25 protein-coding genes and 1 tRNA gene are annotated in these 25,141 nt (G+C 64.0%); 17 read left to right on the top strand and 9 right to left on the bottom strand.

Annotated elements, in window-relative coordinates; translation table 11 throughout:
• Nucleotides 1–68 precede the first annotated feature (68 nt).
• Entirely contained in the window at nt 69–920 is an 852-nt protein-coding gene (locus DEVEQU_RS20270; RefSeq protein ID WP_126150412.1) for a MurR/RpiR family transcriptional regulator, read from the top strand.
• A gap of 9 nt (nt 921–929) precedes the next feature.
• Here the strand turns inward: DEVEQU_RS20270 and dgcA are convergent, their stop codons facing one another.
• On the bottom strand, nt 930–1,913 hold the full coding sequence (gene dgcA / locus DEVEQU_RS09915) for an N-acetyl-D-Glu racemase DgcA (RefSeq protein ID WP_126150411.1): 984 nt from the start codon (nt 1,911–1,913) through the stop codon (nt 930–932).
• A 236-nt stretch (nt 1,914–2,149) separates the two neighbouring features.
• Between dgcA and goxA the strand changes: the two genes are divergently transcribed.
• Genes goxA through DEVEQU_RS09900 form a run of 3 tightly spaced genes read left to right on the top strand, consistent with a single transcriptional unit; the run spans nt 2,150 to nt 5,793 of the window.
• The gene (gene goxA, locus DEVEQU_RS09910; RefSeq protein WP_223214165.1) at nt 2,150–4,174 is read left to right on the top strand and encodes a CTQ-dependent glycine oxidase GoxA; all 2,025 of its coding nucleotides are present in this window, start codon (nt 2,150–2,152) and stop codon (nt 4,172–4,174) included.
• Nucleotides 4,175–4,191: 17 nt separating this feature from the next.
• Nucleotides 4,192–5,319, top strand: a complete 1,128-nt coding sequence (gene goxB, locus DEVEQU_RS09905; protein ID WP_126150410.1) for a glycine oxidase maturase GoxB — start codon at nt 4,192–4,194, stop codon at nt 5,317–5,319.
• An 18-nt stretch (nt 5,320–5,337) separates the two neighbouring features.
• On the top strand, nt 5,338–5,793 hold the full coding sequence (locus DEVEQU_RS09900; protein ID WP_126150409.1) for a RidA family protein: 456 nt from the start codon (nt 5,338–5,340) through the stop codon (nt 5,791–5,793).
• A gap of 51 nt (nt 5,794–5,844) precedes the next feature.
• Here DEVEQU_RS09900 and DEVEQU_RS09895 read toward each other — a convergent pair.
• Nucleotides 5,845–5,920, bottom strand: a tRNA-Ile gene (locus DEVEQU_RS09895).
• A 164-nt stretch (nt 5,921–6,084) separates the two neighbouring features.
• Between DEVEQU_RS09895 and DEVEQU_RS09890 the strand changes: the two genes are divergently transcribed.
• The 7 genes from DEVEQU_RS09890 to phoB all read left to right on the top strand — a co-directional run bounded on the left by DEVEQU_RS09890 (nt 6,085) and on the right by phoB (nt 13,440).
• The gene (locus tag DEVEQU_RS09890) at nt 6,085–6,840 is read left to right on the top strand and encodes an IclR family transcriptional regulator domain-containing protein (protein ID WP_126150545.1); all 756 of its coding nucleotides are present in this window, start codon (nt 6,085–6,087) and stop codon (nt 6,838–6,840) included.
• A gap of 268 nt (nt 6,841–7,108) precedes the next feature.
• The gene (locus DEVEQU_RS09885; protein ID WP_126150408.1) at nt 7,109–8,125 is read left to right on the top strand and encodes a substrate-binding domain-containing protein; all 1,017 of its coding nucleotides are present in this window, start codon (nt 7,109–7,111) and stop codon (nt 8,123–8,125) included.
• A 69-nt stretch (nt 8,126–8,194) separates the two neighbouring features.
• The gene (pstC, locus tag DEVEQU_RS09880; RefSeq protein ID WP_126150407.1) at nt 8,195–9,574 is read left to right on the top strand and encodes a phosphate ABC transporter permease subunit PstC; all 1,380 of its coding nucleotides are present in this window, start codon (nt 8,195–8,197) and stop codon (nt 9,572–9,574) included.
• The gene (gene pstA, locus DEVEQU_RS09875) at nt 9,571–10,926 is read left to right on the top strand and encodes a phosphate ABC transporter permease PstA (protein ID WP_126150406.1); all 1,356 of its coding nucleotides are present in this window, start codon (nt 9,571–9,573) and stop codon (nt 10,924–10,926) included. Before pstC ends, pstA begins: the two co-directional genes overlap by 4 nt.
• 172 nt (nt 10,927–11,098) lie before the next feature.
• Complete coding sequence (pstB, locus tag DEVEQU_RS09870; RefSeq protein WP_223214179.1) at nt 11,099–11,872, top strand: phosphate ABC transporter ATP-binding protein PstB; 774 nt, start codon at nt 11,099–11,101, stop codon at nt 11,870–11,872.
• Nucleotides 11,873–11,892: 20 nt separating this feature from the next.
• A complete protein-coding gene (gene phoU, locus DEVEQU_RS09865) occupies nt 11,893–12,603 on the top strand; it encodes a phosphate signaling complex protein PhoU (RefSeq protein ID WP_126150404.1) in 711 nt (236 codons plus the stop codon).
• A gap of 135 nt (nt 12,604–12,738) precedes the next feature.
• Nucleotides 12,739–13,440 (top strand): phosphate regulon transcriptional regulator PhoB, encoded by a 702-nt coding sequence (gene phoB / locus DEVEQU_RS09860; protein WP_126150403.1) that lies wholly within the window; start codon nt 12,739–12,741, stop codon nt 13,438–13,440.
• A gap of 90 nt (nt 13,441–13,530) precedes the next feature.
• On the opposite strand, the gene DEVEQU_RS09855 is transcribed toward phoB, so the two are convergent.
• The gene (locus tag DEVEQU_RS09855; RefSeq protein WP_126150402.1) at nt 13,531–13,992 is read right to left on the bottom strand and encodes a hypothetical protein; all 462 of its coding nucleotides are present in this window, start codon (nt 13,990–13,992) and stop codon (nt 13,531–13,533) included.
• Nucleotides 13,993–14,069: 77 nt separating this feature from the next.
• On the opposite strand from DEVEQU_RS09855, the gene imm45 reads away from it, so the two are divergent.
• Nucleotides 14,070–14,390, top strand: coding sequence for an Imm45 family immunity protein (gene imm45, locus DEVEQU_RS09850; protein ID WP_126150401.1), 321 nt, complete (start codon nt 14,070–14,072; stop codon nt 14,388–14,390).
• 47 nt (nt 14,391–14,437) lie between these two features.
• Here imm45 and DEVEQU_RS09845 read toward each other — a convergent pair whose 3' ends face one another.
• Nucleotides 14,438–15,250 (bottom strand): alpha/beta fold hydrolase, encoded by an 813-nt coding sequence (locus tag DEVEQU_RS09845; RefSeq protein WP_126150400.1) that lies wholly within the window; start codon nt 15,248–15,250, stop codon nt 14,438–14,440.
• A 121-nt stretch (nt 15,251–15,371) separates the two neighbouring features.
• The gene (locus DEVEQU_RS09840; protein WP_164550339.1) at nt 15,372–16,961 is read right to left on the bottom strand and encodes an FAD/NAD(P)-binding protein; all 1,590 of its coding nucleotides are present in this window, start codon (nt 16,959–16,961) and stop codon (nt 15,372–15,374) included.
• Nucleotides 16,962–17,175: 214 nt separating this feature from the next.
• On the opposite strand from DEVEQU_RS09840, the gene DEVEQU_RS19890 reads away from it, so the two are divergent.
• From DEVEQU_RS19890 to DEVEQU_RS09820, 4 genes are all read left to right on the top strand, one after another.
• Nucleotides 17,176–17,679: a hypothetical protein gene (locus DEVEQU_RS19890; protein WP_164550338.1), complete on the top strand. Its 504-nt coding sequence runs from the start codon at nt 17,176–17,178 to the stop codon at nt 17,677–17,679.
• A 106-nt stretch (nt 17,680–17,785) separates the two neighbouring features.
• The gene (locus tag DEVEQU_RS09830) at nt 17,786–18,277 is read left to right on the top strand and encodes a DMT family transporter (protein ID WP_126150397.1); all 492 of its coding nucleotides are present in this window, start codon (nt 17,786–17,788) and stop codon (nt 18,275–18,277) included.
• Nucleotides 18,274–18,696 (top strand): DMT family transporter, encoded by a 423-nt coding sequence (locus tag DEVEQU_RS09825; RefSeq protein WP_126150396.1) that lies wholly within the window; start codon nt 18,274–18,276, stop codon nt 18,694–18,696. Before DEVEQU_RS09830 ends, DEVEQU_RS09825 begins: the two co-directional genes overlap by 4 nt.
• An 87-nt stretch (nt 18,697–18,783) precedes the next feature.
• Nucleotides 18,784–19,986 carry an aminotransferase-like domain-containing protein gene (locus tag DEVEQU_RS09820; RefSeq protein ID WP_126150395.1) on the top strand — a complete coding sequence of 401 codons (1,203 nt, stop codon included), beginning with the start codon at nt 18,784–18,786 and terminating at the stop codon, nt 19,984–19,986.
• A 96-nt stretch (nt 19,987–20,082) separates the two neighbouring features.
• Here DEVEQU_RS09820 and DEVEQU_RS09815 read toward each other — a convergent pair whose 3' ends face one another.
• From DEVEQU_RS09815 to DEVEQU_RS09805, 3 genes are all read right to left on the bottom strand, one after another.
• Complete coding sequence (locus tag DEVEQU_RS09815; protein WP_126150394.1) at nt 20,083–21,522, bottom strand: aldehyde dehydrogenase family protein; 1,440 nt, start codon at nt 21,520–21,522, stop codon at nt 20,083–20,085.
• Between the two features lie 57 nt (nt 21,523–21,579).
• The gene (locus tag DEVEQU_RS09810; RefSeq protein ID WP_126150393.1) at nt 21,580–22,731 is read right to left on the bottom strand and encodes a fumarylacetoacetate hydrolase family protein; all 1,152 of its coding nucleotides are present in this window, start codon (nt 22,729–22,731) and stop codon (nt 21,580–21,582) included.
• A 78-nt stretch (nt 22,732–22,809) separates the two neighbouring features.
• The gene (locus DEVEQU_RS09805; RefSeq protein ID WP_126150392.1) at nt 22,810–23,292 is read right to left on the bottom strand and encodes a hypothetical protein; all 483 of its coding nucleotides are present in this window, start codon (nt 23,290–23,292) and stop codon (nt 22,810–22,812) included.
• Nucleotides 23,293–23,416: 124 nt separating this feature from the next.
• On the opposite strand from DEVEQU_RS09805, the gene DEVEQU_RS09800 reads away from it, so the two are divergent.
• Nucleotides 23,417–24,133: an SIMPL domain-containing protein gene (locus tag DEVEQU_RS09800; protein ID WP_126150391.1), complete on the top strand. Its 717-nt coding sequence runs from the start codon at nt 23,417–23,419 to the stop codon at nt 24,131–24,133.
• A gap of 177 nt (nt 24,134–24,310) precedes the next feature.
• Here the strand turns inward: DEVEQU_RS09800 and DEVEQU_RS09795 are convergent, their stop codons facing one another.
• Nucleotides 24,311–25,141: a sulfite exporter TauE/SafE family protein gene (locus DEVEQU_RS09795; RefSeq protein ID WP_164550337.1), complete on the bottom strand. Its 831-nt coding sequence runs from the start codon at nt 25,139–25,141 to the stop codon at nt 24,311–24,313.

Here is a 25,141-nt window from a genome sequence, read left to right as displayed (position 1 = left end):
TACTGTTCCGCCCGTTCGCGTCGCCCTGCCCGGCCCGCGACGCCTGGGAGAGAGCGGGGACGAAAAGAGTGGGCATTCAGTCGACCATCGAGGCATCCGCCGACAAGTTCACCCCCGCCATGCAACGGGTGGCCTCGGTCATCCGCGACAATCCCGGCGTGGTGCTCGACAAGACCATTTCCGATCTCGCCACCGCCTGCAAAACCTCGGTTGCCACAATTGTGCGCTTCTGCCGGACGCTGGGCCTTTCCGGTTATGCGCAATTGCGCATGTCGCTGGCCACCGAGTTGGGGCGCGAGGCGGCACAATATGGGCCCGGCCTGACGCTGGGCGCGGAGATCGCCCGCTCCGACACGCTGCAGGAAATGGCCTCCAAGGTCGCAACGCTGGAAATGCTGGCCATTGACGAAACCGTCTCCAGCCTCGATTTCACCGCGCTGGAACGCGTGGTCGCCGCCCTCGACACCGCCCAGCGCATCCTGCTCTTCGGCATCGGCGCCAGCCAGTTTGTGGCCCAGGACCTGCACCACAAGCTGTTCCGCGTCGGCCGCAACGCCTTCCTGATGGCCGATCCGCATGAGGCGTGGTCCGCGGCGCTGCTGTCGCCGCCGGGAACCATTGCCATCGGCTTTTCCCATTCCGGGAACACTGCCGATACCGTGCGCTATCTCGAAATCGCCCGCCAGGCCGGGGCGCTCACCATCGCCATCACCGGCGCAGCCGATTCGCCCCTGGCCCAGGCCGCCGATGAACGGCTGATCAGCCATGCGCGCGAAAGCCGATTGCGCGCCGGCGCCATGGTCAGCCGCATTGCCCAATTGGCCATTGTCGACTGCCTGTTCCTCGGCGTCGCGCATCTGCGCTACGAGCAAACCGTCGACGCGTTGCAAAAGACGCGCGACGTCACCCACCCGAAATAGGGATGCACACTATCCCCAGAGCGTTGCGCCCGAGCGATCGATCACCCCTTCGGCAAAGCGCAGGCCGCCTGGCCGGTCATGGGCCAGCAGCAGCGGGCCATCGAGATCGACCCAGCGGGCGAAACCGGCCAGCACCGAGGCGGGCAGCATGGACAGCGAGGTGCTGAGCATGCAGCCCACCATGATCGACAGCCCCAGGGCCTCGGCCCGCCGCGCCACCGCCAGCGCCTCGGTCAAGCCGCCGGTCTTGTCGAGCTTGACGTTGATGGCGTCATAACGGCCCACCAGCGCCTCCAACCCCTTGAGCGCATGAGCGCTCTCATCGGCGCAGATCGGCACCGCATGTTCAATATCGCCCAGGGCTGCATCGTCGCTCGCCGGCAGCGGCTGCTCCACCAGTTCCACCCCGGCGTCGGCACAGGCGGCCAGAAGTGCCGGCAGATCCGCCACGGCCCAGCCTTCATTGGCATCGACCACCAGCCGCGCCTTCGGCACGGCAGCACGCACCGCCGCCAACCGCTCCAGATCGCCCGCTGCGCCCAGCTTGAGTTTCAGCAGCGGCATATGCGCCGCCTTCTGCGCCGCCACAGCCATGGCCTCCGGCGTATCGAGGCTGATGGTGAAGGCGGTGGTCATGGTCTCTGGCCAGTCGAGGCCCGCCAGATGCCCAATATCGGCCCCCGCCAGCCGCGCTTCCAGCGACCAGAAGGCGCAGTCGATGCCGTTGCGGGCCGCGCCCGGCGGCAATGCCGATTGCAATTGCGTCCGATCCAGGCCGGCGGCGATCTGTGGCCCCAGCGCCAAAATGGTCGCCAGCGTCTCTTCCGGCGTTTCGCCGTAACGTGCATAGGGCACGCATTCGCCCAGCGCCACCACGCCGTTCCGTTCGAGCTCTACCCGCACCACGCGCTGCTCGGTGCGGCTGCCCCGCGCAATGGTAAAGCGCCCCGCGACAGCAAATGTCTCGATCTCGGCCCGAAGAATGGTGGTCATGGTCTATCCGGCAGTCTGGGTTCGGCGAACCCCAATGCCATCCGCAGGACGGCGATGAACGAAGCAAAAATGCGGCGCTGAGCCCCATGTGCCCGAACCGCATGGCCCTCGGCAAGGGTCCAATTGCCGCTGCCTTCGTCTCGTCGTCATGGCACATCGATAGGGACCGCAGGCTGCCGTTTACACATTGGCAAATCTCTCGGGCCTAAGAAATTGTGATTTTTGAGGAGGGACAGATGGTTGATACCAAGACGATTCGGCGGCGCGATTTCCTGGCGGGCATTGCCGGGGTAACGGGCATGGCGGCTTTCGGCCTGCCCTTCGTCCCCAAGCTGGCCGTCGCAGCGACGCCAGCGATCGAAGCCGCGTCCGAAGGCGCCGCCATCGCCCGTGTCGGCATCTATCCCGCCCTCGGCATCAGCCGCGTCGGAGGCAGCCAGAAATGGTTTTACGCCCCCGAACTGCCCGGCGTCCCCGCCAATCCCGAAGGCGGTTTCAAGGATGGCAGTTCGCTGATCAAGAAGCAGGTGCAGCGCTTCCGCGTTTTTGCCTTCGACGCCGAGGGCCGGGTGATCAAGGAACTGACCGCTGCCGATGCCAAGATCGAGTGGCGCGTCCATGTCGCCAACACCAAGGCCGCCTGGTACGGCTTCGTCAACGCCCACGACAACGGCGCCAATGCGCCCGGCATGCCGACCCGCATGCGCAATCAGTATTTCGCCAGCAATGAGCAGCGCGAAAAGATGCTGGTCATCGATCCCGGCGCGGTGACGATCTCAGGCACCGAGGTCAACTGGAGTGGCGAGGACGAGGCCTATGCCATGAAGGGCCGCTTCTGGGACAGCGTCGATGTCGGCCTGGGCCAGGTGCGCACCGATGCCGACGGCCGCCTGCTGGTGGTTCCCGCCGATGGTATCTCCCGCTCGCCGCGCGGCACCGCCATCACCAATTTTGCCGACAATGACGGCTGGCACGACGACTGGTGCGATGGCCCGGTCGACGCCAAGGTCACCCTGCCCGACGGTCAGGTCCTCGATGCCGACGGCGCCTGGATCGCCTGTGTCGGCCCCGATTTCGCCCCGGAAATCCCCTCGATCAGCACGCTTTACGACGTGATCGAGAACATGAACTGGGAGCAGAAGTGGGTCGAGCCGCCGGCCACGCCACTCTCTTTCCGCCAGCACATCTATCCCACCTTCCGGCGCCTGGCACTGATGGAATGGGTGTCCGCGGCTTCCAATCTGCGCCAGGGCTGGCTGGATGTCGGCGACTTCTCGAGCGAGGCCTATCTGGCCCAGCTCGCCGACCCCAGCGAAGCCAACAAGGCCTTCCGCCAAAAGGTGTTTTCTGCCTTCCGCGACCCCTACAATATGGGCCCCAACGCCTATAAGGAAGAACACTTCAAGATCCCGCTCATGCCGGGCGACGGCGTCGACCACAATGGCAGCCCGCTGCAGTGGTTCCAGTTCCCGAAACTGCAATATGAACGCCTGCGCCTCTGGGCAGAAGGTGCCTTCGACAACGACTTTGCCGATGCGGCGCTCGACCAGGTCACCGACCTTGATCAGCTGCCGGTCGAGCAGCGCCCGCATGCCCTGACCGAAGCAGCGCTCGAGCCCTGCTCCGGGGGCGCCTTCCATCCCGGCGTCGAGCTCTCCTACTATCTGCGCCTGCCCGCGCTCTATGCCCGTGCTGCCGACCCCGAGGCCGAAGCCTTCCGCATCGCCCGTGGCAATCGCGCCTCGCTGGTGCAGAATGTCGGCCGCATCCTGGATTTCACCAACGCCACGACCGGTGAGGACGCCCCGATCGGCCCGCAAATGGCCGGCGATCTCACCCGCTGGATGGGTCTGCCCTGGCAACCCGACGCCTTCAGCTGCCAGCGCGTCGCCATGCAGACCGATTTCCCGGTGCCGGTCTGGTGGCCGGCCCTGCTGCCGGTCGATGTGCTGCCCGAGGAGCACTACAACCAGCTGATGCGCACCGATCTCAGCGCCGAGCAGCGGGTGAAATTCTTCGAAAACCGCGTCTGGTGGGCCCGCGGCGTGCCGGGCATCGGCTATCACGCCAATGCCAGCTATTGGGACGGCATCCGCAACATGATCGCCGTCTGGCAACAGATGGGCTTCGTGGTGCAGCGCCCCGGCCCGACCGATCCGGACCGCCCCGAAGCCATCCCGCAACAGCTGTTCGTGGAAGTCGGTCGCGGCTCTATGGAGCAGCGTTTTGATTGGGTCGCCGACGACGGCGACATGGGCTGACTCGCGGCATCGCGACCATGCCAACGCCGCCACGATCCCACTGGCCCGTCGCCGTTATCGGCGGCGGCATTGCCGGCTGCGCCGCTGTTCTGAAGTTGGCGCAGCTCGGCATTGAGGTCGCATGGATCGCGCCCGAAACTGCGGTCGGTGACAAGCCGGGCGAAAGCCTCGCCGCGGCCGCGCTGCCTTTGCTCGACGAATTGGGACTCGCGCCTCTTCTCGCCGATCCCGCCCATCGGCAATCCCAGGCCAGCTACACGTCCTGGGGCAGCGATGCCCTGCTCGAACGCCATGCCGCCGCCCAGCCCGGCGGCCTCGGTCATGTCATCGACCGGCCACGCTTCGAAGCGAGCCTGATAGCCGAGACAGCCGCGTTTGCCGAAATCACCCGCCTCCGCGACACTGTCCTAACCGTGCAACGCCAGCCCGGCGCCTGGACTCTATCCACCGTCAGCGGCGCTACTTTATCCGCCGATCTCGTCATCGATGCCACGGGCCGCAAAAGCCTGTCGGGCCGCGCGCAGGTTCGACAGAAGCGCGTCGATCGCCTCGTTGCCGCCTATGCCTTTCTCTCACAGGTCGAAACCGACATCGACCCGACCCCGGCCACCATCATCGAGGCCGTTTCGGGCGGCTGGTGGTACGCCACACTCCTCGCTGATCGCCGGCTGGCGCTGAATTTCTACTCCGATCCGGACCTCTTGCCGCGCCGCATCGGCCAAGGCCCCGACCTGTGGCAGACGCTCGTGGCCGACACGCGCTACATCTGCCAATGGGTCGAAAGCGCCGGCTACGCGCTGTCCGGCCCTCCGGGGCTCGCCAGCGCCGGCACAGTCTGGCTTGAGCAGACGGCCGGTGCCGACTGGCTGGCGGTTGGCGACGCCGCCATTTCCTTCGACCCGCTCTCGGCCCATGGCATGACCACCGCGCTCTGGACCGGTGTGGAAGCGGCAAAGGCTGCCGCAAAGGCACTGGGCGGCGACCACGACGCTCTAGCCGACTATGCGACCCGCCTCCGCCTCGGCGTCGAACACTATCTCGGCGAACGCCGCAGCACCTATGCCCGCGAACGGCGCTTTACGAGCCACCCCTTCTGGCAACGGCGCCTGCATGACGCCGACCTGGCCGACCGGACTGCAACCTGACCCAATGAGGAGACTACCATGCACAAACTAAAGATGCTCGGCCTCGCTGCCGCTGTTGCCCTTTCCTTCGCCGCCGCACCTCTGGCGCAGGCCGGCGAGCGCATCGCCTACCCATCGCCGGTGGTCGATGGCCTGCCCTATTCCGGTGCTGTCCGCGCCGGCGACATGGTCTATGTCGGCGGCGTGCTGGGCACGGTTCCCGGCAAGTCAGAACTGGTCCCCGGCGGCATCCAGGCCGAAGCACGCCAGGCCTTCGCCCATGTGAAAACCATTCTCGAACAGGCCGGCACCACACTCGACCAGACGGTCAAGTGCATGGTCCTCGTCACCAGCGTCGATGATTTCGCCCCGATGAACGAAGTGTTCCGCGAGGTCTTCCCCACCAGCCCGCCAACCCGTTCCACCCTCGTGGTCCCGGCCATCCCGCTCGGCGCCGCCATCGAAGTCGACTGCCAGGCCCTCGCCGCCGACTGACCCGAAAACAAAAGCGGCGGCTCCCGATTCCTCGGAAACCGCCGCTATACCTGGTGGGCCCACCAGGACTCGAACCTGGAACCAGACCGTTATGAGCGGTCGGCTCTAACCATTGAGCTATAGGCCCTTGCTGTGCCTCATAGCAGGGTCGGGGCGGCTGTCAAAGGGGGTGTGATACCTTCCGCCAAGAAGCCATAGCGCACCATAAGACCCAGCCGCGCCAAGCCTTCCCATCCCGGCTGCCCACCACTAGACTGTGCGCCATTCGCACAAATGTCGAAAAGCGAACGCATGCGCCAGGGTGACCTCATCAATGGCCTGATCAAGGGCCTCGCCGTCATCGAATCCTTCGATGAGGAACATGCGCGCATGTCGATCACCGAGGTCGCGCAGCGCACCGGGCTCGAGCGGGCCACGGCGAGGCGGTGCCTCCTTACGCTCGCCCATCTCGGTTATGCCACCTATGACGGCAAATTCTTCGAACTGACGCCGCGGGTGCTGCATCTGGGCCACTCCTATCTCGCGACCACCTCGCTGCCCCGGCTGATCCAGCCCTTTCTCGAAGAATTGTCCCGCGCGACCAATGAGAGCACTTCGGCGGCGGTGCTCGACGGCACCGATACCCTCTATGTCGCCCGTGCCTCGACCCGCCGCGTCATGTCGATCAATCTGGCGCCCGGCGCGCGGCTGCCGGCCTATTGCACCTCGATGGGCCGCATCCTGCTGGCCGCACTGCCTCCGGGCGAAGCACAATCCATCCTCGCCCGCTCGGATATCGTGGCCTACACGACCCACACCAAGGCCAATCTCGTTGATATTGTCACCGAGCTGGAAGTCATCGCCGCCCAGGGCTTTGCGGTGATCGACCAGGAACTGGAGCTGGGCCTCTGCTCCATCGCCGTGCCGCTGTTCAATGCCGGTGGGGCGGTGGTCGCCGCCCTCAATATCGGCGCCCAGACTGCCCGCGCCCCGACCTCACGCATGATCGCCCATTTCCTGCCCTTGATGCGCAAGCTTCAGGCCGACCTGCGCCCGCTGCTGCGCTAGAGCAGGCAGAACCTCCCACGCCCACCGCCACGGCAAGCCTGCGTCAGAGTCCCCCCTCAAAGCGCTGGTGACAACATGTCACAAAACGCGGATACGCAATGCGGAGCGCGGAAAAACATCCATATTTTCAATATCTTGCACCGTCACAAACCAGTCACGCAACCGCAATAAAACTGTCGCCGAGCACTCCTATGGTCTGCCGCGTCACAAGGCGGCCCGATCCTTCGGCTGGCCATGTTGGAAACCGAATTCCGAAAGGGAACTTTCAATGAAAACCGCACTTTTCGCCAGCGCCGCCGTGATCGCGCTCGCCGCCTTCGGCACCCCGGCTTTTGCCCAGTCGCGCGACACCATCCAGATCGCCGGCTCGTCCACCGTCCTCCCCTTCGCCTCGATCGTGGCCGAAGAGTTCGGCGCCACCTTCCCCGAGTTTAAGACCCCGGTCGTGGGTTCGGGCGGCACCGGCGGCGGCTTCCGCCAGTTTTGTGAAGGCGTCGGCGAAAACACCATCGACATCGCCAATGCCAGCCGTCCGATCAAGGACAGCGAGCGCGAAGCCTGCACCGCCAATGGCGTGACCGACATCCGCGAAGTCCAGTTCGGCTTCGACGGCATCGTCTTCGCCTCCGCCGCTTCAGGCGCCGATTTCGCCCTGACCCCGGTCCAGGTGTTCAAGGCCATTGCTGCCAAGGTGCCGGTCGACGGCCAGCTCGTCGACAATCCCTACACCACCTGGGACCAGATCGACGCGTCCCTGCCGGCCCAGCCGATCGCTCTTGCCATCCCGGGCTCCAACCACGGCACCCGTGAAGTGTTCCAGGAGAAGGTCGTCAAGAAGGGCGCCGAAGCTGCCGGTCTGCCGGAAGGCCTGTCCAAGGAAGAACTCGAAGCCGTCGAAACCACCTTCCGCCAGGACGTCGTGGTCGAGATCTCGGGTGACTACACCGAGACCCTGGCTCGCCTGACCTCCAACCCCAACACTGTTGGCGTGTTCGGCCTGTCCTTCTTCGAGCAGAACAAGGACACCCTCAAGGTCGCCACCATCGACGGCGTCACCCCGTCGCTCGACACCGTCGCCTCGGGCGAATATCCGGTCAGCCGTCCGCTGTACTTCTACGTCAAGGGTCAGCATATCGGCACCATTCCGGGCCTTGCCGAATACACCGAATACTTCCTGTCCGACGCCGTTTCGGGCCAGGGCGGCATTCTTGAATCCGCCGGTCTGATCCCGCAGCCGGCTGAAAAGACCGCCGAAGTCCTGGCCGCCTTCCAGGCCGCCAAGTAATCGCTCTGAGGGGCCGCCGGATCACCCGGCGGCCCGCTTCTCTTCCGGGCCAGCCAGGAAAGCGTCAAAGTGAACACAATCATCGTCGCCGGACTTCTCCTCGTGCTGCTGGGCTTTGCCTATCAGCTCGGTTGGTCCAAAAGCCGATCGCTGGCCACGCCCAACGGCGTGCGCGTCCATTCCCGCGGCCAGTATCACGGCACACTGGTTGTGCTCTGGACCCTGGTTCCTGCCCTGCTGGTGCTGGCGATCTGGGCCTTTTTCTCGCCCGGCGTCACCCATTGGTACACCGTCTCGCAGATCCCCAGCGACGTGCTGCAGAGCCTCGACCAGACTGGCCTCAACCAGCAGATGCAGCGCATCCGCGACCTGGCCTCCGGCTTTGGCGTCACCGGTGAACTCCGCCCCTTCGAGCAGGCTGCCGGCGAGAACCTCGCCCGCTTCCAGCTCCTCTCCTTCCTCATCATGATCGCCTCTGCCGCCGGGCTGGGCGTTCTCGGCCTGCTCTATGCGCAGCGCCGCATCACCCCGCGGCTGCGGGCCCGCAACGAGGTCGAGCGCTTCATTTCCTGGCTGCTCATCGCCTGTTCCGGCGTCGCGATCCTGACCACGCTGGGCATCGTCGCCTCGCTGGTCACCGAAGCCTTCCGCTTCTTTACCTTCATCAACCCGCTGGACTTCTTCTTCGGCACCGTCTGGGCCCCCAAGTTCAGCTCCACGGGTGCCGGTGATGCCGGCCAGTATGGCTTGCTGCCGCTGCTCTCGGGCACGTTGATGATCTCGGCCATCGCCATGCTGGTGGCCGTGCCGGTCGGGCTGATGGCCGCCATCTACCTCAATCAATATGCCCACGCCAATGTGCGCAAGATCGTCAAGCCGATCATCGAAATCCTCGCCGGCATCCCCACCATCGTCTACGGCTTCTTCGCCCTGGTGACGGTCGGTCCTTTTCTGCGTGATTTCGGCAATGCCATCGGCCTGCCGATCAGCGCCACCTCGGCGCTCACTGCGGGCCTCGTCATGGGCGTGATGATCATCCCCTTCATCTCCTCGCTCTCCGACGACATTCTCAACCAGGTGCCGCGCTCGCTCCGCGATGGCGCCTATGGCCTGGGCGCCACCCAGTCGGAAACCATCCGCAACGTGCTGCTGCCTGCGGCCCTGCCCGGCATTGTCGGTGCCTTCCTGCTCGCCGTCAGCCGCGCCATCGGCGAAACCATGATCGTGGTGCTCGCCGCCGGCAACGCCCCGATCCTGCGCGGCAATCCGCTGGAACCGGTATCCACCATCACCGTCTCGATCGTGAACCAGCTGACCGGCGATACCGACTTTACCGGCCCGCAATCGCTCGTCGCCTTTGCGCTGGGCCTCACCCTCTTCATCATGACGCTCTGCCTCAACATCGTCGCCCTCTACATCGTCCGCCGCTTCCGGGAGCAGTACGAATGACCGACACCACGCTCGCTTCCGCCGCCGAACGCCGCAAACTGGTGCGTGACGGCCTCAACCGTCGCCATGCGGGCGAACGTCTCTTCCGCGCCTTCGGCATTATTGCCATCTGCCTGGCGCTGGGTTTCGTGGCCCTCTTGTTCACCGACGTGCTGCGCAAGGGCATCCCCGCCTTTACCCAGTCCAACATTCATCTCGAGGTCAGCTTCGATCCCGAACTGATCAAGGTCGAGCCCGCCCCGGTGCGCGTTGCGGGCCAGTCCGATGCCGATTTCCGCTCTGCCCGCCTCGCCTGGGAACGCCAGGTGGCGATGCTGAACTGGAACAATGTCATCGAGGCTGCCTTGCGCAAAGCCGCGCCGGCGGATCTTGAGATCGATAGCCGCCAGCTGCTGACCGTCGTCGAAACCGACGCCCGCCACCGCGTGCGCCAGCTCTTCGTCGAAAATCCCGACCTGCTCGGCAAGACCGCCGAAGTCGACCTGCTGGCCTCGGCCAATGCCGACAACTGGGTCAAGGGCAATATCAACCGTGACCTGGGCGACACCCAGCAGCAGCTTCCCCCCGCCGCTCGCAGCCTGATCGATACGTTCGAAGCCAACGGCATCATCACCCAGGGCTTTGCCTGGTCGCTGTTCACCAATGTCGACAGCCGCTCCGCCCCGGCATCCGCCGGTCTTCTCGGCGCGCTGATGGGCACCTTCTGGATGATGCTGATCGTCATCGTGCTCGCCGTTCCGCTCGGGGTCGGCAGCGCCATCTATCTCGAAGAGTTTGCGCCCAAGTCGCGCCTTACCGATCTTATCGAGGTCAACATCAACAACCTCGCCGCCGTGCCCTCCATCGTCTTCGGCCTGCTCGGCGCCGCCGTCTTCATCAACTGGTTCCGCCTGCCGCTTTCCGCCCCGCTGGCCGGTGGTCTGGTGCTGACCCTGATGACCCTGCCCACCATCATCATCGCCACCCGCGCCGCCTTGAAGGGCGTTTCCCCGGCCCTGCGCCAGGCCGCGCTCGGCATGGGTGCCAGCAAGACACAGATGGTGTTCCACCACGTCTTGCCGGTCACCTTCCCGTCCATCCTCACCGCCACCATCATCGGTGTGGCGCAGGCCATGGGCGAGACCGCGCCGCTGCTGCTCATCGGCATGAATGCCTTCGTCGCCGCCGTGCCCGCCACGCCCATCGAGCAGGCCACGGCCCTGCCCGTCCAGATCTATCTCTGGCAGGGCAATGAGAACCGCAACTTCTTCGAGCCGCGCACATCCGCCGCCATCATGGTGCTGCTGGCTTTCATGATCACCCTCAATGCCATCGCAATCTTCCTGCGATCCCGCCTTGAAAAGCGCGCTTAGGGGCTTGTCCCGAAAAAGTGGTCGCCGGTTTTTCGACCAGGACATGCCAAAGAAACAACGAGCGGATTGAAGTCCGCAGGACTACAATCCGCGAAGGAGCCTCAAAATGGATTTGCTTGCTGGAAAAGTTAAGCCGACCGCTGCCAAGAGCCTCAGCGCCAAACTGGACCCCATGGATATGATCGAGCCCAATATTCGTCTTACCGCCCGCGACGTGACCGTCCATTACGGCGCCAAGCAGGCCTTGCACGGCATCTCGATCGACATCCCCGACCGCGCCGTCACCGCCTTCATCGGGCCGTCGGGCTGCGGCAAGTCGACCTTCCTGCGCTGCATCAATCGCATGAACGACACCATCGAAGGCGCCAAGGTCGGTGGCAAGATCGAACTCGACGGGCAGGACATCTACGCCCAGGACCTGGACGTGGTCGAACTGCGCGCCCGCGTCGGCATGGTGTTCCAGAAGCCCAATCCCTTCCCCAAGTCGATCTATGACAACGTCGCCTACGGCCCGCGCATCCATGGCCTTGCGCGCAGCAAGACCGACCTCGACGAAATCGTCACCTCCTCGCTCCGCAAGGCCGGCCTGTTCGAAGAAGTGAAGGACCGCCTGCAGGAGCCCGGCACCGGCCTCTCCGGTGGCCAGCAGCAGCGCCTGTGCATTGCCCGCGCCATCGCCGTCGGCCCAGAAGTCATCCTCATGGACGAGCCCTGCTCGGCCCTCGACCCGATCGCCACCGCGATCATCGAAGAGCTGATCGACGAGCTGCGCGCCAACTATACCATCGTCATCGTGACCCACTCGATGCAGCAGGCCGCCCGCGTCTCCCAGAAAACCGCCTTCTTCCATCTGGGCAATCTCATCGAACAGGGCGACACTGAAGAGATATTCACCAACCCGGTGAACAAGCAGACCCAGGACTACATCATGGGCCGCATCGGCTAAGCGCGGGAAAGGACACAGACATGCCAAATACCGGCGCCGAACACATCGTCACCTCCTATAATGAAGAGCTTGCCACGCTCGCCCAGGCCATCGCCGAAATGGGCGGCCAGGTCGAGGTTGCCATCGAGAACGGCACCCGCGCCTTGCTCAAGCTCGACCGCGAACTCGCCGATGTCACCATCATCGCCGATCAGCGCATCGATGACATGCAGCGCAAGATCGATGACATGGCCGTCTCGATGATTGCCCGCCGCCAGCCCATGGCATCAGACCTGCGTTCGATCATCACAGCCATTCACGTTGCCAACGACCTCGAACGCATCGGTGACATGGCCAAGCAGCTGGCCCGCCGTTCATTGAAGCTCGAAGGCATCAATTTGCAGCCGACCTTCTACAACGGCGTCAAGAACATGACCGCGCTGGTTCTGCGCCAGGTCAAGGATGCGCTCGACGCCTACGCCAATCGCGAGGCCAAGGAAGCGGTGGAAGTCTGCAACCGCGACGACGAAGTCGACGCCATGCACACCTCGCTCTTCCGCGAACTCCTCACCTATATGCTCGAAGATCCGCGCAACATCACCACCTGCACGCATCTGCTGTTCTGCGCCAAGAACCTCGAGCGTATCGGCGACCATGCGACAAATATCGCCGAACGCGCCTATTATCTGGCCACCGGCAAGCAGCTGACCGCCGAAGAACAGCAATTGCAGCGCCAGCAGATCAAGGCTTAGCGAGCGGTCTGCTCAGCAGATGAAAGGCTCCGGTGGAGCCTTTCAAGCAGCTAAGGCCATGAGAGCTGTGCTCGAATGGCGGGATATAACCACATACACGGCACCATATGGTGCCGACCGACGGAGCACATCCATATGCCCGCGACCATCCTCATCGTCGAAGACGAAAGCGACATCGCCATCCTGCTGCGCTACAACCTCGAAGCCGAGGGATTTCGTGTCGTCACCGCCGAAACGGGCGACGAGGCGCAGCATGCCATCCAGGAAAAGCTGCCGGACCTTATCCTGCTCGACTGGATGCTGCCCGAAATCTCCGGCATCGAGCTGTGTCGGCGCCTGCGCGCCCGTGATGAAACCGCCCGCGTCCCCATCATCATGCTGACCGCCCGCGGCGAAGAGGAAGAGCGCGTTCGCGGCCTCTCCACAGGCGCCGACGACTATGTGGTCAAGCCCTTCTCCGTGCCGGAACTAGTGGCGCGCATCCACGCCCTGTTGCGCCGCGCCAATCCCAATCTCGTCACGGCCGCACTCAAGGTCGGCGATCTCGAGCTCGACCGCACCACCCACCGCGTCCGCCGCGCCAATCGCGACGTCCATCTCGGCCCCACCGAATATCGCCTGCTCGAATATCTCATGCGCCATCCCGGCCGCGTCTATTCCCGCGAACAGCTGCTCGACGGCGTCTGGGGCAATGACGTCTATGTCGATGAACGCACCGTCGACGTGCATATTGGCCGCCTCCGCCGCGCCATCAACCGCGGCAAGGAAGCCGACCCCATCCGCACCGTCCGCGGCGCCGGCTACGCCTTCGACGAACGCTTCGCGCAGGTGGCGTGAGGCGTTCGTCTAGTTACCGACACGTCTAGGCGGGACGGTCGCTCGGCCTCGGCCGAGCGCCTCGGACGACGACGACAGACCTTTCAAAGGCTAATTCGGTGCGGCCTGGCAGGCCTGCGCGAACTCCATGTCATCCGCAACGCCGGCATGGCCTGCCGTCAGCTGCGAAATCCACACCGCGCTAGCCACCGCAACGGACAGCTCTTCTCCACCAGCCTCGGGATCGACCCGCGTTTCGATCACGCCATCGGCCGAGCACATGTCCGCCGTAATTGGCCCAACCACAATGCGCGAGCCACCATATCCATTCGCCGCCAGCGCATCCTCCAATGCCGCAGCTAGCCCGGCTGTGTCGACCTCCGCCTGCCTGCCGCGCACGTCCAGAGCAATGCGGGCCATCTGGTAGAGATCGAACATGCTTGCGTGGTCGCTCATCCCGTCGAATGGCGCCCCCGCCGGCAGATCCCCCTCGATACTGTCCTGCCCCGATGAGGGGCTGGACAGCAGCGCAAAGGCCAGCGCCATCATCCAAATTGGCACGTGTCTACCCATTCAGCTCACCTATGCCAGGAGGCAACGGGCCTGCTACTATCGCGGCCTCGCCCCTCTCGCCTACAATGTGAAATCCCATGTCTCTCATACGCCTGGCCGACTGGCCCGACAGCATGATCTACACTGGCATGCGCCTGAGATTTCCCGCAATCCTGCCCTATGAGGATTGGGTTGAATTCATGCTTGTCGTTATCCCCGACCAGGAGAATGCCCTGCTGGTCGCTACCGGATACAAGGCCGGCCGCATTCCGCAAGTCCTTCCCCCGGACGCAGGACCAACCGGCGCCGTGAGCTGCAAATGGCTTATGGAAAACTGGACCAAATGGGTCTTTCCCTCCACACCGCCCGAACAGGTGTGGGTTGTCCCCGCCGCCGATCCGCCCAGCGCAGCGCAATAAAAAGGCCCGCAAGAAGCGGGCCCTTTTTGCTTGCCTCGCGACGCGTCCTACTTGCGCAGAAACGCGATGAGGTGGCGGTTGAAGTCCTCGGCATGGCTGACATTGAAGCCATGCGGCGCGCCGGGGACCACGACCAATTCACTGCTTGGAATAGCCGCATGCGTCCTGGCGCCGGAACCCTCCAGCGGCACGATACCATCGGCGTCGCCGTGGATGATGAGCGCCGGCACGCTGACAGCCCTTAGGTCGTCTCGGAAATCGGTGGTGCCGAAGGCCTCCATGCAGCCAAGAGCCGCCGTTTGGTCCGACTGATGGCAGAGCGCAATGGCCTTCTGCCGTTCCTCTTCGGACACCTTCAATTCGCCATTGGCGGAGAAGAAGTCCTTGGTGAATTGCTCGAAAAACGCAGCGCGGTCGGCCTTGATTCCGGCCTCCATCTCCTTGGCCTTGTCTTCGGTCAGCGGCCCTTCGGGATTGTCTGGCGTTTTCATCATGTAGGGCGGTACCGCAGCGGCGAAGACCACAGAATGCAGCTTGCTGTCGCCATGCTCAGCCACATAGCGCGCCACTTCCCCGCCACCCATGGAAAAGCCCACCAGCGTCACGTCATCGAGCCCCTTGGCGGCGATGACATCGGCCAGGTCATTGGCGAGGGTCGAATAATCAAAGCCGCTGTCGGGCTTTTCGGAGGCTCCAAAGCCCCTGCGATCATAAGTGATCACACGAAACCCCGCCGCCGACAGGGCAGGCACCTGATGCTCCCAGGCCTTGCCGGATAACGGCCAGCCATGGATCAGGACGACTGGCCGGCCAGTGCCGCCACTATCTTCGACATGCAGGCCCACCGATTGGTTCGCCATGGAAATTCTCCTCGCTGGCGTCAAGACGATATGTCGTCAGGCCAACGGTAGCGCCGGTGAAAATGTTCCGGCCTTGCGCGAAAGTGTTTGAGGCGGTGGCGATCCGCTGCCAGCAACGCCCCTATAACGCGCCGGCAGCGACTTCCGCCGCTTCCGCACAGGCCACCAGCCCCTGGGCGAATGGATAGCGATGCATCATCAGCGGGATCGAGAGGCAGAAAATATCGCGGCTGAGCGGGGGATCGAGGGGCAGCCGGAACTGATCCTCTTCGCCCCCAGCACCGCTGCGCCTGAAGAAGTCGGTCCTTTCAAGCGCCTGATCCAGCTTGGCGAAACCGAGGCTGGCCATGGTCTCTGCCTGTTGCCCGCGCGCATCGATCAACACCCCAAAATCCTGGTCCCGGCCGCAGCCGGCGAGCGCAAACCTTCCCTTTCCATAGCGGATCGAACCGCCATCGCCCAAAGCCACGATCTCGAGACAGCCAGCGCGGTGCAGGGCCAAGAGCCGCTCTATGGATATATGCGGCACGCAGCCATAGGCGTCGCTGAACACCGGCGCCATATGCGCCCGGAAGCGCTTGAGATCGTCGCGGTCGAGAAAGGGCACTATGCCGGAAAATGCCTCATGCGCGCGCATCAACGTATAGCGCCACATCACCACGTGCTTGCGACCGTGGTTGGCCTTCGCTTCCGCCAGATTTGCGGATACCGGACTAAAACCGTGGCGCGCCTGGCGCAGGTTGAAATAGGCCCGTGCGAAATTTTCAGGGGTAAACCTGGTGATACCCAGCCGCTCGACAAATTCCGGATCATCAGCGACGAGCTGTTGCCGGAACAGCGCCATGGCGCGGGACAGCAGGCCGCTCCGGCCCTCTGCCGTCATCGCCGCCAAGCGGGCCGGCGAGAAAATGAACAGGGGCTCTTCGGGGATGGGATAGTAGAAATCAGCCTCGGGCAAAATGCCCTTGCGCGAGGCCATGACCAGACGCAGTGGGCGGTCCGACCGCGCCACATAGTCCACGACGTCACCATCGCCGCGAAAACTGCCATAGCGTGTAGCTAGGGCAATCACGGCATCGATGGCGCTGAGCGAACTGCCCAATACCAGCGCCGCCCTGTCGGGCCCAAGTTCGAGGGCCTGGGTGGGATAGGGCGAACGATAAAGCCCGCTCACGCGCTTGGGCTTTTTCATCTCGGTCAAATGCCCGGTGGCCATGAACACGGCATCGAATGCCTGGCGGGCGGTCCGGCCATTCTGCTGTACCGTGAGCGCAAAGCCATCCGGGCGGGGCTCAATGTCGTGCACAGACACCCCGGCTTCTAGGATAACGCGGTGGCCAGCCACCTCTCCAGCCTGTTTCAGCCGGTTCAACTGATCGACATAGTAGGCGCCGATGAGGATGCGCGGATAAAAGTCGCGCTCTCCAATGTCATCACGCTTCAAGCCAAACCGGCGCAGCACGTCGCCATCGCCGGCGCGCAACCAATCCGCCAGCGACACCAGCACCGGGGGGATTTCCACCGAGGTGATATTGGCCATCATCTGCGGCCCGTTCTGATCCTCGGCATAGGGAATACCGCTGCCCACTGCCTGCCCGGCCTCGAAAACGGTGATGTGGAAACGCCCTGCCTTTTGCAGCAAATTTCTGACGATATAGACCGCCGAGGGCCCTCCCCCCACGATAGCAATCCGTCGCGACGCTTTCGGCATGGCTCCACTTTCCCATCTAACAGCCCACGACAACGCACCGGGGCGCGATTGGTGCCAAGGCCTCGGCGCCCAATGGCCACCTTTCCGCAGGGCCGTGCCGACGCGCAGCAGCCCTGTCAGACCAAGCAAGTTTTTATTGAACCACTGAGCATATAGCGCTAGGTTGGTGGCGCGGGGGGCCAATTCGTCCAGGCCAGGATCAGGATATTTGCAAATGAAATCTGTCGCCGTCGCCGCCCTGTTTGCCGCCTTGCTCGCCTCCGTCACCGTGTTTCCCGCTGATGCCCAGGCCTTGCAGGCCTGCCAGCTGGGGCAGAAGGTGAAGACGCCGGCAGGCGCGCTCGCCACCGTCGTCGCCATAGACGGCAGCGCCTGCACCATCCACAAGGATGGCGATCCGCAAACCCTCACCGACGTATGGAGCGCCTCGATGCTGATATCGGCGGACGGCACCGCGCCGGTGACACCCACGGAAACAACACTGCCAGCCGGCGAATATGCCTGCTATTCGGGCTCGACCATTCTGCTCGGCATGGGCCTGAACATCCACGATGCCGGCACCTATAGCGATCTGGACGACCGCACCGAAGGCACGTTCCTTATCAATGGCGACAGCGTGAGCTTCTCGGATGGTCATCTGGACGGCCAAACCGGGACCAACATTCACGACAACGGCTTTACCCTCGGCGCCGCCATCTTCTGCCAACTCTGGAACTAACCGCCGCAGTGCGACACAAGGCTCAGCATGGCAGGGGCTAATGCCCTGTTGCGCATGACGTGACATGCCATGTTAGCCTTTGCCGTTCCTGTACGAGTCGGTGTCCATGTCTTCCCTCTCCCCTCAGCGCCCCAAGCCGCTGCATCTGCTGGCTGCCTTTGCCTCTGGCGGTCTGCTTACCTTCGCCGTGTTCATCAATGCCGAGGCCGGGCGCTATGGCGGCGCGCTGTACTCGTCGTGGCTGGCGCATGGCACCGGCACCGTCGCGGCCGTCATCGTGCTGGGCCTTTTGTGGTTTCGCGACAAGGCGGCCGTAACAGCAGTGCGCAACAAGGCCCCGCTCTGGGCCTATCTCGGCGGCATTTCCGGCGCGGCGACGGTCATGCTGACCTCAACCGCCGTCAACACACCCCTGGCCCTTGCCGGCACTCTGGCGCTCGGCCTCGCGGGACAGGTCGCGTTCAGCCTCGCTGCAGACAAATGGGGCCTCTTCGGCCTGCCAAGCCGGCGCCTCACCGTGCGCGATGCCGGTGCAGTGGTGCTGATCACAGCTGGTAGCCTCATCATCATCTTCTTCGGCATGGGTGGCGCGGCATGACCCTCTTCGTTTTCTACGCCATAACGGCGGGCGTCCTGGTCGGGCTCAGCCGCCAGCTCAATGGTCGGCTGGCGCTCTCGACCTCGCCGCTCATCGCCTCCTTCTTCAACCACATTATCGGCTTCGTCTTTCTCACCGCCATCGGCCTTGTCTTCGGCAATCTCATCGGCCCAGGCGCCGCGGACGCCCCCTGGTGGGTCTATCTCGGCGGCCCCCTGGGCGTGATCTTCGTCACCGCTGGATCCTGGCTCATTCCACGGATCGGCGCCGTCAACAGCGCGCTCCTGGTCATTGGCGGGCAGATGGTTTCGGGGGTGATTTTCGATTTGGCGCGCGGCGCTCCCACCACCTTCTGGGCCAGCGCTCTGGGCGTCGCACTCATTCTCGGCGGCGTGGCCATGACGCAGCGCAGCAAGTAGGCGGACGGGCACAATTTAGGTCAGCACTATTGACATATATCGGCCAAGCTGATTGCATCGCCCCACCCCGATCATGGAGCGAGAAAAATGTCGTCGTCCGGTTTCCGCCTGTCTGCCCGCGCCAAGGCCGCAAAGGCCTCTGAAATCCGCGAGCTGCTCAAGCTGGTGGGCAAGCCCTCGATGATTTCCTTTGCTGGCGGCATTCCCGATCCTTCGCTCCTTGGCGTCGATCTGGTGGATGCTGCAGTGCGCGAGATTTTCTCCGGTCCGGCCAGTGCTCGCGAGGCGCTGCAATATTCGACCACCGAGGGTTTTGCGCCGCTCCGGCAGTGGATCGCCGAATCCATGGCCCGGAAGGGCATCCCGGCTGGGCTCGACAATATCCTCATCACCTCCGGCTCGCAGCAGGGGCTGGACCTGATCGGCCGGCTGATGCTCGACCCCGGCGACACCGTCCTCGTCTCGCGTCCCACCTATCTGGGGGCCCTGCAATGCCTCACCGCCCATGGTGCCCGCTTCGCCCAGCAGGATGCGCCGCTCGCCATGGACGGCGTTACACCCAAGCTGATCTATCTCATCCCCGATTTCGCCAATCCCAGCGGCGACACCATGAGCGAGCGCGAGCGACTGGCGGCGCTCGACCGGGCCGAGGCGCTCGATGCCCTGGTCATCGAGGATGCCGCCTATACCGACCTGCGCTATGAGGGCGAGAATATCGCCCCCATCGCCGCGCTCGACATCGCTCGCTGCGGCGGCATCGACGCATCGCGCACGCTTTACTGCGGCACCTTCTCCAAGACGCTGTCCCCCGGCATGCGCATTGGCTGGATTTGCGGTCCGGCCGCGCTGATCCACAAGCTGGCGCTGCTGAAGCAAGGCGCCGACCTGCACACCGCCACGTTCAACCAGCGCGTCATCCATCACGCGGCCGTCGCCGGTTTCGACACCACCGTCGCCCGCGCCCGCCAGACCTACAGGACCCGTCGCGACGCCATGCTGTCCGCACTCGAGCGCCACGCGCCGCCTGGCGTGTCATGGACCCGTCCGGATGGCGGCCTGTTCATCTGGGTCACCCTGCCCGAGGGGATCGACGCGGCCGCGCTGCTGCCGCTCGCCATCGCCCAGGACGTGGCCTTCGTGCCCGGCGGGGCTTTCCATGCCGACGGCACCGGCCGCAACACCATGCGCCTGAGCTTCTCGCTCTGCGACGCCGCGCAGATCGAAATCGGCATCTACAAGCTCTGCACCCTGATCGCCAAGGCCACCCAGCCCAGGATGCAGGTGGGGTAATCCGTCAGAGACGCACAGGCGCCTCCCCCCACCGCACTGCAGCAAACAAAAACGGGGCCCACCAGGGGCCCCGTTCATAAATCCAATCCGTCAGTCTTAGCCCGCGGACGTGTAAGCCGTCTTGACGATGGTGAAGAATTCCGCCGCATACTTGCCCTGCTCGCGCGGGCCGTAGCTCGAGCCCTTGCGACCGCCGAAGGGCACGTGGAAGTCGACACCCGCGGTCGGCACATTGACCATGACCATGCCGGCTTCCGAATTGCGCTTGAAGTGCGTCGCATATTTCAGCGAGGTGGTGACGATACCGGCCGACAGGCCGAACTCGGTATCGTTGGCCGTGGCGAGGGCCTCCTCGTAATCCTTCACCTTGATGACGGCGGCTACCGGCCCGAAGATTTCCTCGCGGGCAATGCGCATCTGATTGGTCGCGCCGGTAAACAGCGTCGGCTGCAGGAAATAGCCCTCGGTATCCTTCTTCACGCGATCGCCACCAGCGGCCAGCGTGGCGCCCTCGCCCTTGCCGATCTCGATATAGTCGGTGTCCTGCTTGAGCTGGCTCGGATCGACAACCGGGCCGATCTCGGTGTTCTTGTCCAGCGCGTCGCCGACGCGCAGATTGCTGGTGCGCTCGGCCAGAGCGGCCACGAACTTGTCGTGGATGCCTTCGGTGACGATGACGCGGCTCGAGGCCGTGCAGCGCTGGCCGGTCGAGAAGAAGGCGGACTGCGCCACGCTCTCCACGGCCACCTTGAGATCGGCGTCATCGAGCACGATGGTCGGGTTCTTGCCGCCCATTTCGAGCTGGAACTTGCGACCCACCTTGATCGAGGCCTCGGCCACGCGCTTGCCGGTGCCCACCGAGCCGGTGAACGAGATCGCAGCGACATCGGGGCTGTCGAGCATGGTCTGGCCCACGACCGAGCCCTTGCCCATCACCAGGTTGACCACGCCCTTGGGCAGGCCCGCCCGCACCAGGATATCGACGATGGCCCAGGTCGAACCCGGAACCAAATCGGCCGGCTTGATGACCACGGTATTGCCATAGGCCAGGGCGGGCGCCATCTTCCAGGCCGGAATGGCGATAGGGAAGTTCCACGGCGTGATGATGCCGATGACGCCAACCGGCTCGCGGGTGATTTCGACCGTCAGTCCCGGACGCGCGCTGGGTAGAATTTCCCCGGCCAGGCGCAGCGTTTCGCCGGCGAAGAAGTCAAAGATCTGCGCGGCGCGGGTCACTTCGCCAATGCCTTCGGGCAGGGTCTTGCCCTCTTCGCGGCTCAACAGCTCGCCCAGTTCCTGCTTGCGCGCCAGGATTTCCTGGCTGGCCTTGGAGAGGATGGCATGGCGCTCGAGAATGCCCGAGCGCGACCAGGCCGGGAACGCGGCCTTGGCGGCGGCGATCGCCTGCTTGGTTTCCTCGGCAGTGGCGCGGGCATAGACGCCCACCACTTCATTGATATTGGACGGGTTGATATTCTCAACGCCATCGCTGCCCACCCATTCGCCATCGATGAGGTTTTTGTGCAGTTCGGTCATGGAAGAGCCTTTCGAAAAACGGACGGGCCCGACTTCAGCCGGGCAGGATTGGGAATGTCAGAGCAGCCCGGCGCGGCTGAGGTCGCGCAGGAGATGGCTTGTGCCATAAGTCCAAGGCGGGCATTTGGTCGAGAGGTTGACGCGGTTCGAGAGCGTACCCAGGCTCGGTGTCGAAATCGAGACAATGTCGCCCACCTTGTGGGTAAAACCCTTGCCGGCGCCGTCGCGATCCTTCACCGGCGCGAACATGGTTCCGAGATACAGCACCAGCCCGTCGGGATATTGGTGATGATCGCCGATGGTCGCCGCCACCAGGGAGGCCGGAGTGCGCGAAATCTGCGCCATGTTGGAACCGCCTTCGAGCACGAAACCGTCCTGGCCTTCCACGCGCAGGCTGATATCGGCGTTCTCGACTGTCTCCAGCGTGAAATCCCCGTCGAACAGACGCACGAACGGCCCCAGCGAAGCGGATGCATTATTGTCCTTGGCCTTGCCCAGCAGCAGGGCCGACCTGCCTTCGACGTCGCGCAGGTTGACGTCATTGCCCAGCGTCGCACCGATGATCTTGCCCTCGCTGGTGACCAGGAGCGCCACTTCCGGCTCGGGATTGTTCCAGCTCGAAATCGGGTGCAGACCCACCTCGGCGCCATAGCCAACCGCACTCATCGGCTGGCCCTTGGTGAAAATCTCGGCGTCCGGGCCAATGCCCACTTCCAGATACTGGCTCCACACGCCCTTTTCGATCAGCGCAGCCTTGACCTTCATCGCCGCATCCGAGCCGGGCACCAGCTGGCTTAGATCGGTGCCGATGAGGTCGAGGATTTCAGTGCGCAGCGCATCGGCGCGCGATTTGTCGCCCCGCGCCTGCTCCTCGATCACCCGCTCCAGCAGCGACACCACGAAGGTCACGCCTGAAGCCTTGATTGCCTGCAGGTCGATGGGAGCCAGCAGTGTGGGCAGATCGGCCTTGCTGGCGCCAGCAACCGAATTGGCAAGGATTGCCTGCGCGTCGCCGATCACCCGGCCTTTGGCCTTGGAAACGAGACCGGCAGGGTCGGCGCTTTCGGCGTAGTCGCGCACCGTGGCAAGGCCCGGCGCCGTGATATCGACGAGTTGCTCGTCGCGCACCGTCACCACGACCGGGTGGGCGATGCCGGGCACCTTGGCGCGGCCGATCAGAACACCTTGAGGAATGTGGTTCACGTTCATCTCCGCCGGCCAGAGTAAAATGTCAGGCTGTGACTAACCCAGCCGCGCCAGGCAGTGCAAGCGCAGATCGCGAATAAATCATACTTTACTGGCTTGGGTCCGCACAGCCTCCTCCTCGTCTTTGGCCAGCGCTTCGAGGTACAGCGTGAATTCGGGATCCTCCCCGGCCAAATGCACGGCCATGGCACTGCGAAAATCCTCCCGGCGGCACCATTCGCGCATCCAGTCCTCCCACGAGCGCCAGCGCCTGAGATCGGCGCCGCGCATCTGTTGGGTATAGGTCAGGATATAGGCGCGCTCGAACAGCGAGATCAGAATGCCGAAGAGCACCGATTTGCGCGTACGCTGTTCCTCGTCGAGGCCAACGGTCGCCTTGGGATCGAGCAGGCGCAGATCCGCATGCTCCAGCGCCAGCTTCATGAAGCCCACATATTCGTCGCTGAGATGCAGATAGGTCTCTTCCTCCTCCTGCGCCCGTTGCTTCAGCCGGTCGAGAATATAGAACATGATGGCCATGGGCAGGCCGATCACCGTCACCACATAGCTGGCGAGTTCCCACATGCTTGGCTCCTTTCCACCCTAACCTAACAGGCTTGTTCAACTTCGGTTCATCTGCGCCGCATTAAGGACGCATTGGCTCGGGAAACCTCCCTTATCCGAGCAGCATGTTTATCAGGAGTTTGCCATGCGCATCCGCAGCGTCCTCGTTCCCTTCGCCCTCCTCGCCACCGCCCTGCCCGCCTATGCCGGCACGATTGCTATTGATGGGCGTGGTGAAGTGCGCGCGGCGCCCGACATGGCCACCGTCATGTCCGGGGTGACCACCCAGGGTGCCACCGCCCGCGAAGCGCTCGACGCCAATACCGCCGCCATGGCGGACCTGATCGCCGCCCTCAAGGAAGCCGGCATCGAAGCTCGCGACATCCAGACGTCCGGCTTCTCGGTCAATCCGAACTATGTCTATTCCGACGCCCGCGACGATCTCGGCTATACCCTTCCGCCCAAGATCAACGGCTATCAGGTCGCCAATTCCGTCACCGTAGTGGTGCGCGATCTTGAAGACCTCGGCTCCATTCTCGACAAGTCGGTGACCGTCGGCGCCAACACCGTCAATGGCGTCAGCTTCTCGGTTTCCGATCCGTCCGAACTGCTCAACGAAGCCCGCAAGGCCGCTTTCGCCGATGCTCGCGCCAAGGCCGAGCTTTATGCCGGCGTCGCCGGCGCCGAGCTGGGCGACCTCGATTCCATTCGCGAAACCCAGGACTTCGGCAGCCCGCAGCCCTATGCCATGTATGCCAGGGCGGAACTGCAGTCCGGCGCCGACGTTCCTGTCGAAGCGGGCGAGCTGACCTTCGCGGTCACGGTGAATGTGCAGTGGGAATTGGGCAACACCGATAAGTAAAGCAGTGGATTAAGGCGGGTTTGCCACTTTTCGGACAAACCCGTCGCGCCAATGCAGACCCATCGCTTCGGGGCGCCATCTTGGCCCCGTCGCCCGAAGCTCCCCGATTCCCCTCTCAGAGGGGGCTTGGGCGGTGGGGACGGTCCACCGTAGTCACCCGTCCCCACCAACCCCTCTTTACCCCGCCAGCACCTTCCAAAGCATGTTGAGCCCGACGGCCACCAGGAACGCGGCGAACACATACTTCAGCGTCTGCTGGCTCATCCGATGCGCCAATGCCGCCCCGAGGGGTGCGCAAAGCGCCGCCATGCCCCCCACCAGCACCAGTGCCACCAAGTTGACATAGCCCAGGCTCAGCGGCGGCAGGCCGGCGACCGACCAGCCCGACGCCACATAGCCGACCGTTCCCGCCAAGGCGATGCCCACGCCGATGGCCGCCGATGTCCCCACCGCCTTGTGCATGGTCTCGCCGAAGGCCACCAAGGTCGGCACGGTCAGCGATCCGCCGCCTATGCCCATGAAGGCGGAGAGAAAGCCGACGATCAGCGCCATCACCCGGTGCGTCGTGGCTGAACCGCTCAGATGCCCCATAAGTCGGGTTTGCCAGGCGAAAAGGATGTTGGCCGCGATCAGGAACGCCATCACCGCAAAAATGATGCGCAGCACATCGCCCGAGAACCAGCCGGCGATCAACCCGCCCACCAGTGTTCCCAAGACCACCAGCGGCGCCCACAGCTTGAGGATGCGCATATCCAGCGATCCGCGCTTGAAATGGGCGCGCGCGCTCATGATCCCGGTGGGAATGATGATCGCGAGCGAGGACCCCACCGCCACATGCTGCACCACATCCGTATCATAGCCCAAAAGCAGCAGCGCGTTGGCGAGTACTGGCACGATCACCGCGCCGCCGCCAATGCCCAGCAGGCCCGCTGCCACCCCCGACACGAAACCGGTTGCCAATAGACCGAGTAGAAAGGGCCAGTAGGCGGCCAGGCTTGCCAGATCCAA

Source organism: Devosia equisanguinis (assembly GCF_900631955.1).
GTDB lineage: Bacteria > Pseudomonadota > Alphaproteobacteria > Rhizobiales > Devosiaceae > Devosia > Devosia equisanguinis.
This window is presented reverse-complemented; position numbering and strand designations above follow the sequence as displayed.

Excerpts from the sequence above, each read along its gene's own strand:
- goxB (WP_126150410.1), top strand. The coding sequence starts at position 4,192 with ATGCCAACGCCGCCACGATCCCACTGGCCCGTCGCCGTTATCGGCGGC.
- DEVEQU_RS09855 (WP_126150402.1), bottom strand. The coding sequence starts at position 13,992 with ATGGGTAGACACGTGCCAATTTGGATGATGGCGCTGGCCTTTGCGCTG.
- DEVEQU_RS09885 (WP_126150408.1), top strand. The coding sequence starts at position 7,109 with ATGAAAACCGCACTTTTCGCCAGCGCCGCCGTGATCGCGCTCGCCGCC.
- DEVEQU_RS09800 (WP_126150391.1), top strand. The coding sequence starts at position 23,417 with ATGCGCATCCGCAGCGTCCTCGTTCCCTTCGCCCTCCTCGCCACCGCC.
- pstB (WP_223214179.1), top strand. The coding sequence starts at position 11,099 with ATGGATATGATCGAGCCCAATATTCGTCTTACCGCCCGCGACGTGACC.
- pstA (WP_126150406.1), top strand. The coding sequence starts at position 9,571 with ATGACCGACACCACGCTCGCTTCCGCCGCCGAACGCCGCAAACTGGTG.
- dgcA (WP_126150411.1), bottom strand. The coding sequence starts at position 1,913 with ATGACCACCATTCTTCGGGCCGAGATCGAGACATTTGCTGTCGCGGGG.
- phoB (WP_126150403.1), top strand. The coding sequence starts at position 12,739 with ATGCCCGCGACCATCCTCATCGTCGAAGACGAAAGCGACATCGCCATC.
- DEVEQU_RS09845 (WP_126150400.1), bottom strand. The coding sequence starts at position 15,250 with ATGGCGAACCAATCGGTGGGCCTGCATGTCGAAGATAGTGGCGGCACT.
- imm45 (WP_126150401.1), top strand. The coding sequence starts at position 14,070 with ATGTCTCTCATACGCCTGGCCGACTGGCCCGACAGCATGATCTACACT.
- DEVEQU_RS09830 (WP_126150397.1), top strand. The coding sequence starts at position 17,786 with ATGTCTTCCCTCTCCCCTCAGCGCCCCAAGCCGCTGCATCTGCTGGCT.
- DEVEQU_RS09890 (WP_126150545.1), top strand. The coding sequence starts at position 6,085 with ATGCGCCAGGGTGACCTCATCAATGGCCTGATCAAGGGCCTCGCCGTC.
- phoU (WP_126150404.1), top strand. The coding sequence starts at position 11,893 with ATGCCAAATACCGGCGCCGAACACATCGTCACCTCCTATAATGAAGAG.
- DEVEQU_RS09825 (WP_126150396.1), top strand. The coding sequence starts at position 18,274 with ATGACCCTCTTCGTTTTCTACGCCATAACGGCGGGCGTCCTGGTCGGG.
- goxA (WP_223214165.1), top strand. The coding sequence starts at position 2,150 with ATGGTTGATACCAAGACGATTCGGCGGCGCGATTTCCTGGCGGGCATT.
- DEVEQU_RS09810 (WP_126150393.1), bottom strand. The coding sequence starts at position 22,731 with ATGAACGTGAACCACATTCCTCAAGGTGTTCTGATCGGCCGCGCCAAG.
- DEVEQU_RS19890 (WP_164550338.1), top strand. The coding sequence starts at position 17,176 with ATGAAATCTGTCGCCGTCGCCGCCCTGTTTGCCGCCTTGCTCGCCTCC.
- DEVEQU_RS09805 (WP_126150392.1), bottom strand. The coding sequence starts at position 23,292 with ATGTGGGAACTCGCCAGCTATGTGGTGACGGTGATCGGCCTGCCCATG.
- DEVEQU_RS09900 (WP_126150409.1), top strand. The coding sequence starts at position 5,338 with ATGCACAAACTAAAGATGCTCGGCCTCGCTGCCGCTGTTGCCCTTTCC.
- DEVEQU_RS09840 (WP_164550339.1), bottom strand. The coding sequence starts at position 16,961 with ATGCCGAAAGCGTCGCGACGGATTGCTATCGTGGGGGGAGGGCCCTCG.
- DEVEQU_RS09815 (WP_126150394.1), bottom strand. The coding sequence starts at position 21,522 with ATGACCGAACTGCACAAAAACCTCATCGATGGCGAATGGGTGGGCAGC.
- DEVEQU_RS09820 (WP_126150395.1), top strand. The coding sequence starts at position 18,784 with ATGTCGTCGTCCGGTTTCCGCCTGTCTGCCCGCGCCAAGGCCGCAAAG.